Origin of the sequence: Achromobacter sp. E1 (assembly GCF_037039475.1) — a bacterium.
In the GTDB taxonomy this organism is placed as follows: Bacteria; Pseudomonadota; Gammaproteobacteria; order Burkholderiales; family Burkholderiaceae_B; genus Achromobacter; species Achromobacter mucicolens.
On record NZ_CP146253.1, the window covers coordinates 1,896,932 to 1,911,185 of the forward strand.

Genomic DNA, 14,254 nt, shown 5'->3' on the forward strand with positions numbered 1-14,254 from the left:
CAAGGAGGTACGCATGATCTCACCCGCGCAGGATCCGTACGCCTCTCGTACGGATCGCAGTTCCGCCATCATTTCCCGCCAGGACCCCGTCGTCTATGAAGACGGCAAGTACGCCAGCGCGCTGACCACCGAGCAGGTGGGCCAGTACGACCGCGACGGTTTCCTGCTGCTGGAAGACCTGTTCTCGGAGGCCGAAGTGCGTGCGCTGTCGGCCGAGGTCGAGCGCATGACGCGCGACCCGTCCATTGTGCGCCGCGAAGAGGCCATCACCGAGCCGGGCAGCAACGCCGTGCGTTCCATCTTCATGGTGCACGTGCTCAATCCCATGCTGGCCCGCCTGGTGCGGGATCCGCGCCTGGTCAACGTGGCGCGCCAGATTCTCGGTTCCGAGGTCTACATTCACCAGTCGCGCGCCAACATGAAGCCGGGCTTCAAGGGCAAGGAGTTCTATTGGCACTCCGATTTCGAGACCTGGCACGTCGAGGACGGCATGCCGTCGATGCGCGCGCTTAGCTGCTCGGTGCTGCTGACCGACAACAACGAATGCAACGGCCCGCTGATGCTGGTGCCCGGCTCGCATCGCCAGTTCATTTCGTGCGTCGGCGAGACGCCGAACGAGCACTACAAGCAGTCCTTGAAGAAGCAGGAGTACGGGGTCCCGGATCCCGTCAGCCTGCAACTGCTGGTGGAGCAGGGCGGCATCCGCACGATGACGGCCAAGGCCGGCTCGGTGGTGTTCTTCGACTGCAACACCATGCACGGCTCGAACAGCAACATTTCGCCGTGGCCGCGGTCCAACGTCTTCATGGTCTACAACAGCATGGAGAACACCCTGAATCCGCCCAAGTACGGGCTGACCCCGCGTCCCGAGCACATCGCGACGCGCAAGGGGTTCAAGGCGGTGACCCCGCTTGACACCTTGAAGCTGGTGGGCGGCTGAGCAACCGCCACCTGATCTGGCCCGGGCTTGTCCCGGGCTTTTTTTGTCTCTTTCGGGCGGCCCGGCGTGCCGCATTTCTTGTATTCTCTGCGGCATCCGTCACCCGTTGAGCCATCGCCGCCATGTCCGCCCGCATCCTCAGCCTGCATATCTATCCCGTCAAATCCTGCGCGGGCATCGACCTGACCGAATCGCCCATCGACCGGGCGGGGCTGGCCAATGACCGGCGCTGGATGGTGGTGGACGCGGCAGGCCAGTTCATGACGCAGCGGCAATGGCCAGCCATGGCGCTCATCCGCACGGCGCTCACCGCGCACGCGCTGCGGCTGTCGGCGCCCGGCATGGCGGACCTGGACGTTCCGCTGGACGGGTCGGGTCTGCACGGCGAGGCGCTCTCGGTTGGCGTCTGGAGCGACACCACCACGGCCCGGCGCGAAAGCGAGGCCGCCGCCCAGTGGCTGTCCCAGTTTGTGCAGACCCCGTGCGCCCTGCTCAAGGTGGACGCCGCGGCGCGCCGCGACGCCAAGCCTGATTGGGTGTCACGCTGGGTTGATGCACACCCCGACCTGGCCGACGCTTTCGTCGGCGAGCACTGCTTCGGATTTGCCGACGGGTTTCCGCTGCTGATCGCCAACCAGGCGTCGCTGGACGACCTGAATGGCCGCCTGAAGGCCAAGGGGGCGGATCCGGTGCCGATGGACCGCTTCCGTCCCAACATCGTGGTCGAAGGCGAATGGGAAGCCTTCGAAGAAGACCACACCGCCATGATCACGGCGGCGGGCGTGCGCATGGCGTTCGTCAAGCCGTGCACGCGTTGCTCGATTCCCGACATCGACCAGCGCACGGCCAGGCAATACGAGGAGCCGGGCCGCACGTTGGCGGGTTACCGCAATCTGGACATCGGGGTGGTGTTCGGCCAGAACGCCATTCTGGATGCGCCGGCGGGCGCGAGGCTGAAGTTGGGCGACGCGGTCGAGATCGAACTGGATTTCTGACGCGCCGCCCCGATGGGCCTGGGCTAGGCCTGAGCCTTATGCCTTGAGCGGCCTGAGCCTTATGGCGTGGACAGCTTCAGGCCAACCAGACCCAGCACGATCAACGCAACGCTGGCAATGCGCAGCCAGTTCGCCGATTCCCCGAACAGCACGATGCCTGCCACGAAGGCGCCGATCGTGCCGATCCCTACCCACACGGCGTAGGCGGTGCCCAGCGGCAGGGTTTTCATGGCCAAGGCCAGCAGCCAGAAACTGGCCAGCATGCCGGCCACGGTGCCAACGGATGGCCACAGCCGGGTGAATCCGTGCGTGTATTTCAGGCCGACGGCCCAGACGATTTCGAACAGGCCGGCCAATACCAGGATGATCCAGGTCATTCACGACTCCCAAGTTACGCTGCCGGCAAGCCGCCGGCATAAATGGGGTCGTCCCCGGAAAACGCGCCAGCCGTTTGACTGTGCGCAGCAACGGGCCGTCCCGTTGCGGCAAAAATTATAGAATACCGGCTTTCGACGGCAAATCCGGATGCCGGGCATCAACCATGCAACACTTCGCGGTCCGGGCCGCGGAACCAGGAATTTTTTATGCAACGCATCATGCTGCGGGCAAAGCTGCACCGCGTCACGGTCACCGAAGCCGACCTTCACTACGAAGGGTCTTGCGGCATCGACGAAGACCTCCTCGACGCTGCCGGCATGCGCGAGTTCGAACGCATCGAACTCTACAACGTGACGAATGGCGAACGCTTCGACACCTACATCATCAAGGCTGCGCGCGGCAGCGGCGCCATCTCGCTGAACGGCGCGGCGGCGCGCCGGGCGCAGGTGGGCGACCTGCTGATCATCTGCACGTACGGCCCCATGTCCGAAGAAGATTCGGCCACGCACAAGCCCCAGGTGGTGCTGGTTGACGACGCCAACCGCGTCAAGGAAATCCGCAAGTTCCCGGCATGACGCCGGGCCGGGCGGGGCGCCTTTCCGGCAATACCCGGATAGCGCTTCGTCGCCTCTGAACCGTTTCATCATGAGCTTCCAGGTCATCATTCAACCCAGCAAGCATCAATTCCCGGTCGAGCCCGGCCAGACCGTGCTCGACGCCGCATTGGCGGCGGGCATCGTCCTGCCTTACAGCTGTCGCAACGGCGCGTGCTCCACCTGCAAGGGCAAAGTGGTTTCCGGGGAGTTCGACGCCGGCCAGTACCCCGCGCAGATCCTGTCGCCCGAGGAACTGGCCGACGGCTACACGCTCTTCTGCCAGGCCCGCCCCGAGTCCGACCTCGTGGTCGAGTCCACCGAAGTCCGGCTGGCCAGCGACATCCAGATCCGCAAGCTGCCGTCGCGTGTCCAGACCATGGAGCGCGTGGCGCCGGACGTCACGGTCCTGAAGCTGCAACTGCCGGCCTCCGAGCAGTTCCGCTACTACGCCGGGCAGTACGTCGAAATCATTCTAAAGGACGGCCGCCGCCGCAGCTATTCGATGGCCGGCGCGCCGCACACCGGCAGCCCGCTGGAACTGCACATCCGGCACATGCCGGGCGGGCTCTTCACCGATCACGTCTTCGGCGCCGGCGACACGCAGATGAAGGAACGCGAGATCCTGCGCCTGGAAGGGCCCTTCGGCTCGTTCTTCCTGCGCGAAGACAGCGACAAGCCCATCGTGCTGCTGGCCAGCGGCACGGGCTTTGCGCCGGTCAAGGCGATCGTCGAACACATGATCCACAAGAACATCACCCGGCCCGTCGCGCTGTATTGGGGCGGCCGCCGTCCGCAAGACCTTTACATGGACGCGCTGGCGCAGTCCTGGTCGGCCCAGCTGCCGAACTTGCGTTACGTCCCGGTGGTGTCCAACGCGCTGCAGGAAGACAACTGGACCGGCCGCACCGGCTTTGTCCACGAAGCCGTGATGCAAGACATCGCGGACCTGTCCGGGCATCAGGTCTATGCCTGCGGCACCCCGCTGATGGTCGATGCCGCGCGCCGTGAGTTCAGCGCGCAGAACGGCCTGCCACCCGAAGAGTTCTACGCGGACGCGTTCACGTCCGAGGCCGATCTGGCGAAGGCCGGGTCGTAAGTAATATGTTTTTTTATTACTTAGGCGGCTGCAAAACGGCAAGGTAAACTGCTTTGGCAGCGGCCTGCCGGGGGTACGCGGACATCGGGTCCGCGCACGCAACCGGCATGCAAGGAGCAATGCAGGCATGAAAGTAGCGGTATTGGGTAGCGGCATTATCGGCATCTCCAGCGCCTGGTGGCTCAGCCAGGCGGGTCATGACGTCGTGGTCATTGACCGCTGCACCGGTCCCGCACAAGAAACCAGCCTTGCCAACGGCGCGCAGATTTCCGTGTCCTACGCCGAACCCTGGGCCAATCCCCAGGCGCCGATGAAGCTGCTCAGGTGGATGTTCCGCGACGACGCGCCGCTGCTGTTCCGCCCGCAACTCGACTGGCGGCAATGGATGTGGGGGCTGGCTTTCCTGCGCGAATGCCTTCCCAGCCGGCTCGCTCCCAACATCCGGGCGATGGTTCGCATGGCCGAATACAGCCGCGCCACGCTGCGCGGAATGCGCGCCGACCTCGGCATCCAGTACGACCACCTCGAGCGCGGCATCCTGAATTTCTACCGCGATCCCCACGAATTCGAAAACTCGCAGCGCGCCGCCGGCCTGATGCGCGACTTCGGCGTGGAACGCCGTGTCGTGACTGCCGACGAAGTCATCGCCATAGAGCCCGCGCTGGCGCCGCATCGTGCCACCATCGTGGGCGGCGATTACACCCCCGAGGACGAAAGCGGGGACGTACACCTCTTTACCGTCGCACTGGCCGAACACTGCGCGCGCGCGGGCGTCGAATTCCAATACAACACGCGGGCGACCCGGCTCCTGACTCAGGGCGGCGCGGTCACGGGCATCGAAATCATCCAGCCCGATGGCCGGTATGCCACGCTCTCGGCCGACGCCTATGTCGTCGCCATGGGTAGCTTCAGCCCCGCGATGCTGCGTCCCCTCGGAATCCCGTGCAACGTGTATCCGGCAAAGGGCTATTCGGCCACCTTCCCGGTGCTGAATCCGGGTGCGACCCCCACCGTCAGCCTGACCGACAGCAGCCACAAGATCGTCTTCTCGCGCTTGGGCGATCGGCTGCGCATGGCGGGCACGGCGGAACTGTCCGGCTATTCCCGCAGTCTGAATACCGGCCGCTGCGAGGCCTTGACCCGCCTCGCCAAAGAACTCTTTCCCGACGCGCTCGATTTCGGACGCGTCAGCTATTGGTCGGGCTTGCGCCCGTCCACCCCCTCGAACGTACCCATCATTGGCCGCAGCCGCATTCCGAATTTGTATATCAATACAGGACACGGTACGCTTGGCTGGACGATGGGTGTTGGCTCGGGCCGGGCATTGGCCGATCTGATCAGTGGACGGCGGCCAGAACCGGAATTCCCTTTTCTTGGTCTGTGAACCTATGAAGAAACTGCAATTGGCGGGCGTTGCCCGCGCGATGTTCGCCAGCCGGCGCGCATGGGTGTTTGGCGCCGCGATGGCGATGGCCGGCGTGGCAAATGCCGCACCCGTCGAGATCCAGGTCTGGCACACCCTGACAGACGCAAACAAGGCCGAGTTCGAAAAGCTCGCCAAGCAATACAACAAGGAACAGGACGACGTCAAAGTGACGCTGCGCGGCTTCGCCTCGCCGTCCGCCCTGGAACAAGAGGCCGTGTCCGCGGTAAAGGCCAAGAAGGGCCCGAACCTGCTGCAACTGTCCGATAACCATTCGCCCGAAATCGTGGCTCAGCACAAGGCGGTACTGCCGCTGTACGAACTGCTGGCCAAGTATCCGATCAAGGACCTGAACTGGTTCATCCCGGCCACCAGCAATTTCACGCGCGACAGCAAGGGCCGTCTGCTGGCTTTCCCCTGGATGGCCGAAGTGCCCGTGATGTTCTACAACACCGCCGCCTACAAGAAGGCCGGTCTCGATCCCAACAAGCCGGCGCGCACGTGGACCGCGCTGCAGGCTGAACTGCTGAAGCTGCGCGACGTGGCCGACATCGACTGCCCCTACGCGTCCAGCGACCAGGTCGCGGTCCACCTTGAAAACCTGGCGCCCATCAACAACCAGCAGTTCACCAGCAACAACAACGGCCTGGATGCGGTCACCAAGAAGTCCGCTGCCCCCGCCATGCAGTTCGACACGCTGTACATGCGCCACATCTCGCTGATGGTGAGCTGGAAGCGTTCGCTGCTGTTCACTGCCTATTCCGGCGACAACGCCAACGACAAGCTGTTCGCCAAGGGCGAATGCGCAGTGCTGACGGCCAATTCGGGCGCTTTAGGCCAGTTCCTGGCCACCAAGTCGCTGAACTTCGGCGTCGCGCCGCTGCCCTACTACGAGCAAGTCACCAAGGAAGGCGGCAAGCCGTTCGTCAGCGGTTCGGCATTGTGGGCGCTGGAAGGCCACCCGCAGGCGCAGGAAAAAGCCACCGCGCAGTTCCTGGCATGGCTGTCAAAGCCGGTCGTCGCAGCCGAATGGCACCAGCGCACGGGTTACCTGCCGCTGACGGAAGCCGCGTTCCGCGCTTCCGACGTGTCGTTCTACAGCAAGATCCCGGGCGCGCAGGCTGTTGTCGCCTCGATGAGCGCCAAGCCCGTCCAGAACAGCCGCGGCTTCCGCATGGCCAACTACGATCGTATCGAGCCCGTGCTGAACAAGGAGCTCACCGACGCCTTCGACGGCAAGGTGCCGCCCGTTGCCGCACTGAACAACGCTGCCGCGCAGGCCCGCACCATCGCCACGCAGCGCTGATCGCAGCCGTGCGGCAAGCAAAGCCGCACGCCACGCGCAGCAAGCAAAGCCCGGTCTTCGGACCGGGCTTTTTTTGCGCCTGAATTCGTAGCTCCGTCAGTGGGGATGATTCCATCCCTACGTACATGCCAGTCTGGCGGCGCCTTCCGTGCTCGGCCACCATGCCGCTCATGCGTGTCGCTTCCGATGCGCCCTTTGTTCGCGGTGAGGCATGGTACGAATCTTTTTCCTGGCGGCCGGGCTGTCTTGCCTTGGCGCCTGCTCGTGGTCGGGCCCCGGTGCGGCGGGCGGATCTTCCTGGCAGTCCGGCATTCCGTCCTCTCAGGGGTTCCGTTTCGATTGGCAACTGTCCGGCGATCCCGCCGTTGCACCGCTGCAGGTCTTCGACGACGGCCGCGAGACCTGGTTGCAGTTCTTGCCGGGCCAACCGTTGCCGGCCATCTTCGGCCTGGGCGACGGCGGCGAGCACCCCTTGCCGTACGTACGGCGCGACCCCTACGTCGTGGTTGCTGGCGCATGGAATGGGCTTTCCTTTCGCGGCGGCAGGTTGACCGCGCGGGCGCGGCGCGCGCATGCCGCGGCCAACCCGGCGCGCGAACCGGCATCCGCCTCCCGCCTGGCGCTGTCCACGGCGGCAGGACCCGATCAATTGCAGCGTCCGCCGCGCGATGCCACTGCGTCCATCACGCTTTCGACGGACACGCCCGCGCGATCGGACGGCAACGCGCCGGCCGGCCTGCAGATGCTGAATTCCCAAGCCGCGGGCATCGCACCGCCGACCGCGCACGAGGCCGGGAACGCCGGCGTACAGGTGGCCCCGCACGCCGCCGCATTCCGCGCGGCGCCGCCCGACGCCACGCTGCGCGCCGTCCTTGCGCGCTGGGCTGACTCGGCCGGCTGGACGTTCCAACCGCAGCATTGGGCGGTGGACGTCGACATTCCGCTGGCTGCCACGGCCGAATTTCCCGGTGACTTCAAGGCTGCCGTGCGCGGCCTGCTTGGCGCAACCGAACTGGCGGACCGACCCCTGCAACCTTGCTTCTACGGCAACCGCGTTCTGCGGGTGGTGCCGCTTGCGCAATCGTGCTCGCGCGCGGCCACGCCCAAAGGAGCCGCGGCATGATCATCAGCCTGTTTGCCCGCGCCGCTCGTTTGCGCAAATGCCGGGCTCTCGCTTGCGTGTCTCTCTCGTGCGTCCTCGCCGGATGCTCGGTATCTGAACGGGTCACGGACATGCGGCGCGCGGCCAGCGCCCAGCATGCGGATGCCGCGTCCCGACACGCGGCCTATGCCGATGGCTTGACCGATCGTCAGGCGCGCATCGCCGCACAGGAAGTCGCCACACCCTGGCTTGCGGGCAAGCCGCAACCGCTTGCGCGCGAGGTCGTGCTGCCGCCCGCATTGCGTGAAAACGTGAAAACCACGCTCATGCTGGCTGACGACGCGGACCTGCCCACGCTGGCTCAGCGCCTGACCGCCGCTACCGGCATCGCGGTGCGCGTGCGTCCGGACGCACTACTTGCCTCAGACCATTTCCTGCCGCGTCTGGCCGTCAGCGGCTCAGTAGCCTTGGCCGCGCCCGCGCGCATCGAAGTGCGCGCGGATCCGCAACCGCTCGCCGATCTGCTCGATGCGCTGGCCGCACGCTTCTCGGTGCACTGGCGTTACGAACACAACGCGCTCGAGTTCTACCGCACCGAAACGCGCGTCTTCGACCTGCGCGCGCTAACGTTGGCCAGCAAGGTTGACGTGCGGCTCGGCCGGTCGGGCAGCGCGGAAGGCGAGGGATTCGAAAGCACATCCAACACCACGCTATCCGCAGGCGAGCACAACGCGCTGGCCATCTTGCGCGCAAACATCCTGCCATTCCTCACGCGATCCGGCGTGATCGCAGAGCCCGTGGAAGGCGCGGCCGCGCTGGTGGTTACCGATACGCCCGACGCGCTAGACCGGGTCGCGCGCTACCTCGAGCGCGAGAACAAGGCGCTGACCCGCCGCGTCCGCCTCCTTTTCGAGGAGATCACCCTCATTGCCAGCTCCGAGGCCGCCGGCGGTCTGGACTGGAACGCGCTGTATGCGGCCGCGGGCGCGACGGCACGACTGGCCATGCCGGGGGTGCCCGTCACCGGCGCGGGCCTGCTTCAGGCTGCATCGGCCCAAGGGCCATTCCAGGGCTCGCAGGCCATCGTCTCCGCGCTCAGCACGATGGGGGCGGTCGTGCGGCACAGCAAGATCCCGGTTCTCACCTTGAACCGCCGGCCGGTCTCGCACGCCGTGCGAACCACGTTCTCGTACATCGATCGCGTGCAGAGCACGGCAATGCCCGGCATGACGTCCACCGGCGCAAATGGGACGCTGCCTGCGGTGTCCATCAGCCAAAAGGAAGAAACCGTCGGTTCATTCCTTACGCTGGTGCCGGACATCCAGGAAGACGGGCAGATCCTGCTTTCGATCGCGTATGACAACGCGGTCGCGCAGCCCCTGAAGACGATCACGTTCGGTGAAAGCGCCAATCAGGTTCAGGTGCAGCAGATCACCATCGATGGCAGTGGCACGGTGCAGCAGATCGAACTGCGCCCAGGGCAACCCATGATCGTGGCCGGCTTTGACCGCAAGCAGGATCAGCATGATCGCCAACGGCTGGCGCCCGGCTTGCCGCTCGTGGCCGGCGGTCTGGACAGCGCGGCCACCGAACGCCATACCACCCTCATCCTGGTGACAGCCCAGGTCGAGGAAGGGTATTGATCGTGAACCGGGCCCCTCAATTTCTGCTGATCGAATGCCCCGGTGCGGATCGCATGCTGGCGTTCGGCCTGCGCTGGTTTGCGCTCATCGGCTCCAATGTCCCCAAGCTCGCCCGATCCCGCGGGCGCCGCCTGCGCGCCACGCACTACGTTGTGGGCGGATCGCCGGCAATGGTCGCGGGGTATGGGCGGGGACGGCCGGGCCTGCGGGCGGCGCGGCCCTGGCGCCGCGCGCGGTCACCGGGCGCCACGCCGCCGCAATCGGCCGCGCAGTTGTTCGCCCTGCTGTATCCCGAGGGCGGCCATAGTCTGGTTCGCCTGCCGGATGGACGCCATTGGCTGGTTGCCGCACATGGCGGCGCCGTCCTGTCGCAGACGGACAGGGTGTTCGATTCGCTGGATGATGCACAGTCGGAACAGCGCGCGCTGCTCGCGCAGCGTCCGTCGCTGACGGAGCATTCGCCGGATCAGGTGTGGGCGGCATTGGCGCAGACGGTGGAGTCTGGCGCCGCGCTGACGGTGCTGCCTTCGCGTTGGGCCGAACTGCCTGCCGCCCTGCGTCTATTTCTTGCCTGCATTGGTCTTGCCGCCATTGCGCCATCTTTGTGGAACGCGAGCGTCGCCCCGTTCGCGCGCAAACCGGCGGCCCCATCCGCGCCAGCCGCGGTTCGAGACCCGATGGCTGACGCGTACGAGGCGATGCTGCAAGGCACGACGGTCCATCCCGCCACGGACCTGACGCGCCTGCTCGCCAGCGTGGCGGCGTTGCCTGTGCAGGTGCAGGGTTGGGCGCTGCGCCGCGCCCAATGCGAGGCCGCCGCGCAGCAATGGGACTGCGCGGCCGTATATGCCAGGGCTCACCCGCTCGCCACCAATCACGGGCTGCACGCGCTGCTGCCCGCCGGCTGGCAGGTGTCGTTCAAGCCGCTCGAGGAAGCCACGCTGGCCTGGCGCGTGGCGTCGGCGCCCATCCGTGTGGCCGACCTGGCGTTGCCCACGTCGATGCACGTGGACACGCGGGTGGCAGGGGGGCTGCAAGGGCTGCGTCCCGCATTCGCTTCCGTTGCGCTGTCGCCGGCCGTGCCGCTGATGCCGCGGCTGCCTGCCGCGGCGCGTGCCGTTGCGTCGCCCGACAGCGCTGACGGATGGGGAACGCCGCTTGTTCGCAGGCGCAGCCTGGTCTTGCATGGCCCGTTGCGCTCCATGGCGTTGCTGCCGGGGCCAGTGCCCGCTGCCCGCTGGTCGCGCCTTGTGGTGAATGTGCAGCCGCAACCGCGGCCCAGCCTCGTCGCGAGTGCGCTTGTCGCTGAATTGCAGGGGGATCTTTATGAACAGGAATAAGTTTTGCATCCAGCGCAGACGCGCAATCGGGCGCATGCTGGCCCGCATTTCACTGAGCGCCGCGGCGGTCTCGGCAGGCCAAGCCCGGGCCGCGGATCACGCGCAGACGCCCCAACCCTGGCCAGAGGTCGAGACCGTCCGCACCTTGTTGCGGGCGGATGCCGCGGCCGCATTGGCTGACTGCCGGGTGCCGGGCCTTTGCGGAGTGGGCGAAGGCAAGAGCGCCTCGGCGCCATCCGTTGCACACGGCGCAGACGACATCCGCGTGACCGCGATATTCGGCACGGCGCGCGCCTTGAACGTGGACGTCGTCGTCAACGGGACCTTGCTGCGCTACCGGGCCGGCCGTGCCGATCCCGTGGCAGGCGGCGCACTGATGGCGCCGTATCGCCTGCTGGCCGTCGACGGCGCCTGCGTGCGCTTGCAGCGCGACGGTCGCGAGCTGTCGGCTTGTCTGGATGCAGGAAGGGGCCATTGATGCCGATGCACACCTTGCCCGCTTCGGCAATGCCAGCTTGCCCGCCCGAACTGCATACGCCTGAAGACGTCGCTGGCATGGAGCCGGCCTTCGTGCGCGCGCTGAGCCGCCAGTTCGATCTGGCGGCGCTGGCCGGCCGCCTCTGCCCGGTGTTGCTTGAAGGCGGCCAGGCTGCGATCTTCGCCGTCAAGGAATACACCGTTGGCGACCCGATCGATGAGGTCGAACGGATGGTGAAAGCAGCGGGTTACCGCATGGCGCATCCCGCGCGCTACGCCGTTCCCGCGCCGCTTTTGCTGATGATCGCGCGAGGCCAGTACACGGCGTCCGGGCCGGGGCGCCTGGCAAAGGCCAACCCGGCCGAACGCGCCTCGGCGCTGGCTGCGTTGTTCCTCGACATCATCCGCTGGGGCGTGGTGCAGGGCGCCAGCGACGTGCACATCAACGTGGACCAGCGGCGCGACGGCGGCGACATCCGCTACACCATTCACGGCGAGTATGTCGGCGCCGAGCGGTTCGCGGGTCTTTCCAGCGCCACGCTGCTCGAGGTCCTGGCCGTGGCGTGGATGGACGTGCGCGGCGGCAACGGCGCGGTGTTCGATCCGGCGCTCGAGCAACAGGGGCGCATTTCTCTGACCGTGGACGCCGCGCCCATCGTGTTGCGCTGGGCCTCCCTGGCCGCGGACGCGGGGCCTTCGGTGTGCCTGCGGATCCTGCGGCTGGACGCGACCGTCAACGGCGACCTGCTGGCCTTGGGTTACCTGCCCGCGCAGGCCGAAACGTTGCTGCGGGCGCGCGAGCGCGAGGGTGGCGCCATCGTGCTGGCGGGTGTGGTCGGCTCGGGCAAGTCCACCACCATCGCCGCGCTGATGCGAGGCATCTCGCCAACACGTAAGGTCATCACGCTTGAAGATCCCGTGGAATACCACATCGGCAACGCGCTGCAGAACACGTTGAGCGGCGCGCTGGCGGACGCGGCGTGGCCCACGCTGGACGCCAAGCTAAAGACCATCAAGCGCTCGGCCATGAACGACCTATTGATCGGCGAGGTCCGCGATATCCAGACGGGCCGCGCCTTCATGGACCTCGCCAGTTCGGGGGTGAGCCTGTACGCCACCACACACGCCGGGTCGGCCGCGATGATTCCCGAACGCCTGGCCTCCGACGCCATCGGTGTGTCGCGAGAGTTTCTGGCTTCGCCCGGCATCCTGAAACTGCTCATCTACCAGACCCTGCTGCCACGCCTGTGTCCCGGTTGCGCGCTACCGGTGGACAGCCTGTGGTCGGGCGTCCCGGCGCGGCAGGCGCAAGGTTGGGACTGGCGCAGTTGGGTGCGCGCGATGCAAGACACCTTCGACCTGGACGCGGCGTCGCTCAAGGTCAGGAACGAGGCAGGCTGCCCCGCGTGCCGGCGCGATCACATGCCGGAACTGAACGGCACGGCGGGACGCAGTGTCGCGGCCGAAATGATCGAGCCGGACCGCGTGCGGGGCTTTCTTGAGCAAGTGCGGCGGCGCGACAACCACGGCTTGAAGCAGCAGTTCCAGCCCGAAATAGGCGGCGCCTGGCGCGATGCCGCCTTGCGCGGCGCGCGGGCGCTGGATTGCGCCTTGTACCGGACGAGCCTCGGAGAAATCGATCCGCGCACGCTGTTGCGCCGCTTCGAACTGCCGGTCTTGCCGGCGCTGGGTTCGGTGTCGGCTGTTTCAGTGCTGGCCGCAGCGTCTGCGCCGACCCGCGCGGCCGTGTCCCAGGGAGTCCGTCATGGCTGACGTCATAGCGCGCGCATCGCGCTGGTCTGCGTCGTCGGCCGGCCAGCATCGGCTGCGGCTGGATGCGCTGCGTTTTCGCGCGCAGCGTGCGGACTATTACGAATACCTGGCCGATGTCGTCGAAGGCACGCAAGGGCGCAAGAGCCTGCGCGACATCTTCGAGGACGACGCCAGCCGCTACGGACCCGACACCGTGCGCGGGCGCCTCTGCCAGCATTGGGCCGCCGCTTATCTGGGCGCTGGCGGCGACCTGGGCGTTGCGTGGTCAGACACGCTGCCGCACGGCGAATGCCTGTTGCTCAGTTGCGTGCAGGAGGAAGGCGGCGATCTGGCCGCGGCGCTGCGCGATCTGGCGCGCGCCGTCAGGTTGGCGTCCGAGGCCTGGTCGGCATTGCTGTCGGCGGCGGCCACGGGCGTGATCGCCGCCATCGTGGCTTTCGCATTGCTGTGCGCCATTCCGTTTTTCAGCGTGCCTAGGCTGCAGCAGGTTTTCCAGGCCGTGCCCGCCGAAGACTATGCGCCGCTCACGCGTGGCCTGTTCGCGCTGGCGGGCGGCTTGAAGCAGTGGCTTGCGCTGTGGGTCGTCCTGATATTCGGCGCGGTCATGCTGGCGCTCTGGTCGCTCGCCAACTTCACGGGCGATATCCGCGCCGTGCTCGACCGCTGGCTGCTCTGGCGGCTGTATCGCGATTTCCAGGCGATCCGCTTTCTATCGCTGCTGGCCGTGCTCATCAGACAGCACGGCGCAGCCGACACGCGTTTGCGCCACGCGCTGTCCGTGCAGGCGCGCGACGCCTCGCCATGGCTGCTGGCGCACCTGCAGGCCATGCTGAGCCGGATCGACGGCGGCGCCAGCGGCGCGGAAATCTTCGGCACCGGTCTGCTGGATGCCCAGACCTGGTGGTACATGGCGGACCTGATGGATGCGCTGGGCGTCGAGCCGGGTCTGGCCCGCGTGCGCCAGCGCGTGGAGGTCCGCCTGCTGGCCCGAGTGCGGCGGCAGGCGCTGGTGCTGCGCTGGTCATTGCTGATTGCCTCGTTGTCCACGGTGCTGGGCATCACGCTGTGGCACTACGCGGTGATCGACGAGCTGCGCCTGGCGTTGACCAATTTCTATGCCAGCCAGTAGTGGATCGCCGGTTGGCGGCAACTGCGCGGCTCGCCGCGCGCTTTTATCAAAGAGGA

General features: G+C 66.7%; 13 protein-coding genes. 12 read left to right on the top strand and 1 reads right to left on the bottom strand.

What is annotated here, in order from left to right; translation table 11 throughout:
* The first annotated feature begins 13 nt into the window (after positions 1 to 13).
* Positions 14 to 940, top strand: a complete 927-nt coding sequence (gene thpD, locus V6V88_RS08660) for an ectoine hydroxylase (protein ID WP_056315639.1) — start codon at positions 14 to 16, stop codon at positions 938 to 940.
* A gap of 122 nt (positions 941 to 1,062) precedes the next feature.
* Positions 1,063 to 1,935, top strand: a complete 873-nt coding sequence (locus tag V6V88_RS08665; protein WP_279214135.1) for an MOSC N-terminal beta barrel domain-containing protein — start codon at positions 1,063 to 1,065, stop codon at positions 1,933 to 1,935.
* A 59-nt stretch (positions 1,936 to 1,994) separates the two neighbouring features.
* Here V6V88_RS08665 and sugE read toward each other — a convergent pair whose 3' ends face one another.
* The gene (gene sugE / locus V6V88_RS08670; protein WP_056315644.1) at positions 1,995 to 2,312 is read right to left on the bottom strand and encodes a quaternary ammonium compound efflux SMR transporter SugE; all 318 of its coding nucleotides are present in this window, start codon (positions 2,310 to 2,312) and stop codon (positions 1,995 to 1,997) included.
* Between the two features lie 207 nt (positions 2,313 to 2,519).
* On the opposite strand from sugE, the gene panD reads away from it, so the two are divergent.
* The 10 genes from panD (at position 2,520) to V6V88_RS08720 (ending at position 14,198) form a co-directional block, all read left to right on the top strand.
* Complete coding sequence (gene panD / locus V6V88_RS08675) at positions 2,520 to 2,888, top strand: aspartate 1-decarboxylase (protein ID WP_050446262.1); 369 nt, start codon at positions 2,520 to 2,522, stop codon at positions 2,886 to 2,888.
* 70 nt (positions 2,889 to 2,958) lie between these two features.
* The gene (locus V6V88_RS08680) at positions 2,959 to 4,005 is read left to right on the top strand and encodes a CDP-6-deoxy-delta-3,4-glucoseen reductase (RefSeq protein ID WP_062842046.1); all 1,047 of its coding nucleotides are present in this window, start codon (positions 2,959 to 2,961) and stop codon (positions 4,003 to 4,005) included.
* A gap of 127 nt (positions 4,006 to 4,132) precedes the next feature.
* Positions 4,133 to 5,389: a D-amino acid dehydrogenase gene (locus V6V88_RS08685; protein WP_062842045.1), complete on the top strand. Its 1,257-nt coding sequence runs from the start codon at positions 4,133 to 4,135 to the stop codon at positions 5,387 to 5,389.
* A gap of 4 nt (positions 5,390 to 5,393) precedes the next feature.
* Entirely contained in the window at positions 5,394 to 6,734 is a 1,341-nt protein-coding gene (locus V6V88_RS08690) for an extracellular solute-binding protein (protein ID WP_062842044.1), read from the top strand.
* 211 nt (positions 6,735 to 6,945) lie between these two features.
* Positions 6,946 to 7,857 carry a TcpQ domain-containing protein gene (locus V6V88_RS08695; protein ID WP_338618855.1) on the top strand — a complete coding sequence of 304 codons (912 nt, stop codon included), beginning with the start codon at positions 6,946 to 6,948 and terminating at the stop codon, positions 7,855 to 7,857.
* The gene (locus V6V88_RS08700) at positions 7,854 to 9,479 is read left to right on the top strand and encodes a hypothetical protein (protein WP_223574914.1); all 1,626 of its coding nucleotides are present in this window, start codon (positions 7,854 to 7,856) and stop codon (positions 9,477 to 9,479) included. Before V6V88_RS08695 ends, V6V88_RS08700 begins: the two co-directional genes overlap by 4 nt.
* A gap of 2 nt (positions 9,480 to 9,481) precedes the next feature.
* Entirely contained in the window at positions 9,482 to 10,819 is a 1,338-nt protein-coding gene (locus V6V88_RS08705) for a hypothetical protein (protein ID WP_280002058.1), read from the top strand.
* 34 nt (positions 10,820 to 10,853) lie between these two features.
* The gene (locus V6V88_RS08710; protein WP_223574917.1) at positions 10,854 to 11,297 is read left to right on the top strand and encodes a hypothetical protein; all 444 of its coding nucleotides are present in this window, start codon (positions 10,854 to 10,856) and stop codon (positions 11,295 to 11,297) included.
* The gene (locus V6V88_RS08715; RefSeq protein ID WP_223574919.1) at positions 11,297 to 13,069 is read left to right on the top strand and encodes an ATPase, T2SS/T4P/T4SS family; all 1,773 of its coding nucleotides are present in this window, start codon (positions 11,297 to 11,299) and stop codon (positions 13,067 to 13,069) included. Before V6V88_RS08710 ends, V6V88_RS08715 begins: the two co-directional genes overlap by 1 nt.
* A complete protein-coding gene (locus V6V88_RS08720) occupies positions 13,062 to 14,198 on the top strand; it encodes a general secretion pathway protein (RefSeq protein ID WP_175157095.1) in 1,137 nt (378 codons plus the stop codon). The genes V6V88_RS08715 and V6V88_RS08720 overlap by 8 nt, the downstream gene beginning before the upstream one ends.
* Positions 14,199 to 14,254 lie beyond the last annotated feature (56 nt).

Bases quoted from the DNA above. Each gene is read 5' to 3' on its own strand.
- V6V88_RS08680 (WP_062842046.1), top strand. From the start codon at position 2,959: ATGAGCTTCCAGGTCATCATTCAACCCAGCAAGCATCAATTCCCGGTC.
- V6V88_RS08700 (WP_223574914.1), top strand. From the start codon at position 7,854: ATGATCATCAGCCTGTTTGCCCGCGCCGCTCGTTTGCGCAAATGCCGG.
- V6V88_RS08710 (WP_223574917.1), top strand. From the start codon at position 10,854: ATGCTGGCCCGCATTTCACTGAGCGCCGCGGCGGTCTCGGCAGGCCAA.
- panD (WP_050446262.1), top strand. From the start codon at position 2,520: ATGCAACGCATCATGCTGCGGGCAAAGCTGCACCGCGTCACGGTCACC.
- V6V88_RS08715 (WP_223574919.1), top strand. From the start codon at position 11,297: ATGCCGATGCACACCTTGCCCGCTTCGGCAATGCCAGCTTGCCCGCCC.
- V6V88_RS08685 (WP_062842045.1), top strand. From the start codon at position 4,133: ATGAAAGTAGCGGTATTGGGTAGCGGCATTATCGGCATCTCCAGCGCC.
- V6V88_RS08695 (WP_338618855.1), top strand. From the start codon at position 6,946: ATGGTACGAATCTTTTTCCTGGCGGCCGGGCTGTCTTGCCTTGGCGCC.
- thpD (WP_056315639.1), top strand. From the start codon at position 14: ATGATCTCACCCGCGCAGGATCCGTACGCCTCTCGTACGGATCGCAGT.
- sugE (WP_056315644.1), bottom strand. From the start codon at position 2,312: ATGACCTGGATCATCCTGGTATTGGCCGGCCTGTTCGAAATCGTCTGG.
- V6V88_RS08665 (WP_279214135.1), top strand. From the start codon at position 1,063: ATGTCCGCCCGCATCCTCAGCCTGCATATCTATCCCGTCAAATCCTGC.
- V6V88_RS08690 (WP_062842044.1), top strand. From the start codon at position 5,394: ATGAAGAAACTGCAATTGGCGGGCGTTGCCCGCGCGATGTTCGCCAGC.
- V6V88_RS08720 (WP_175157095.1), top strand. From the start codon at position 13,062: ATGGCTGACGTCATAGCGCGCGCATCGCGCTGGTCTGCGTCGTCGGCC.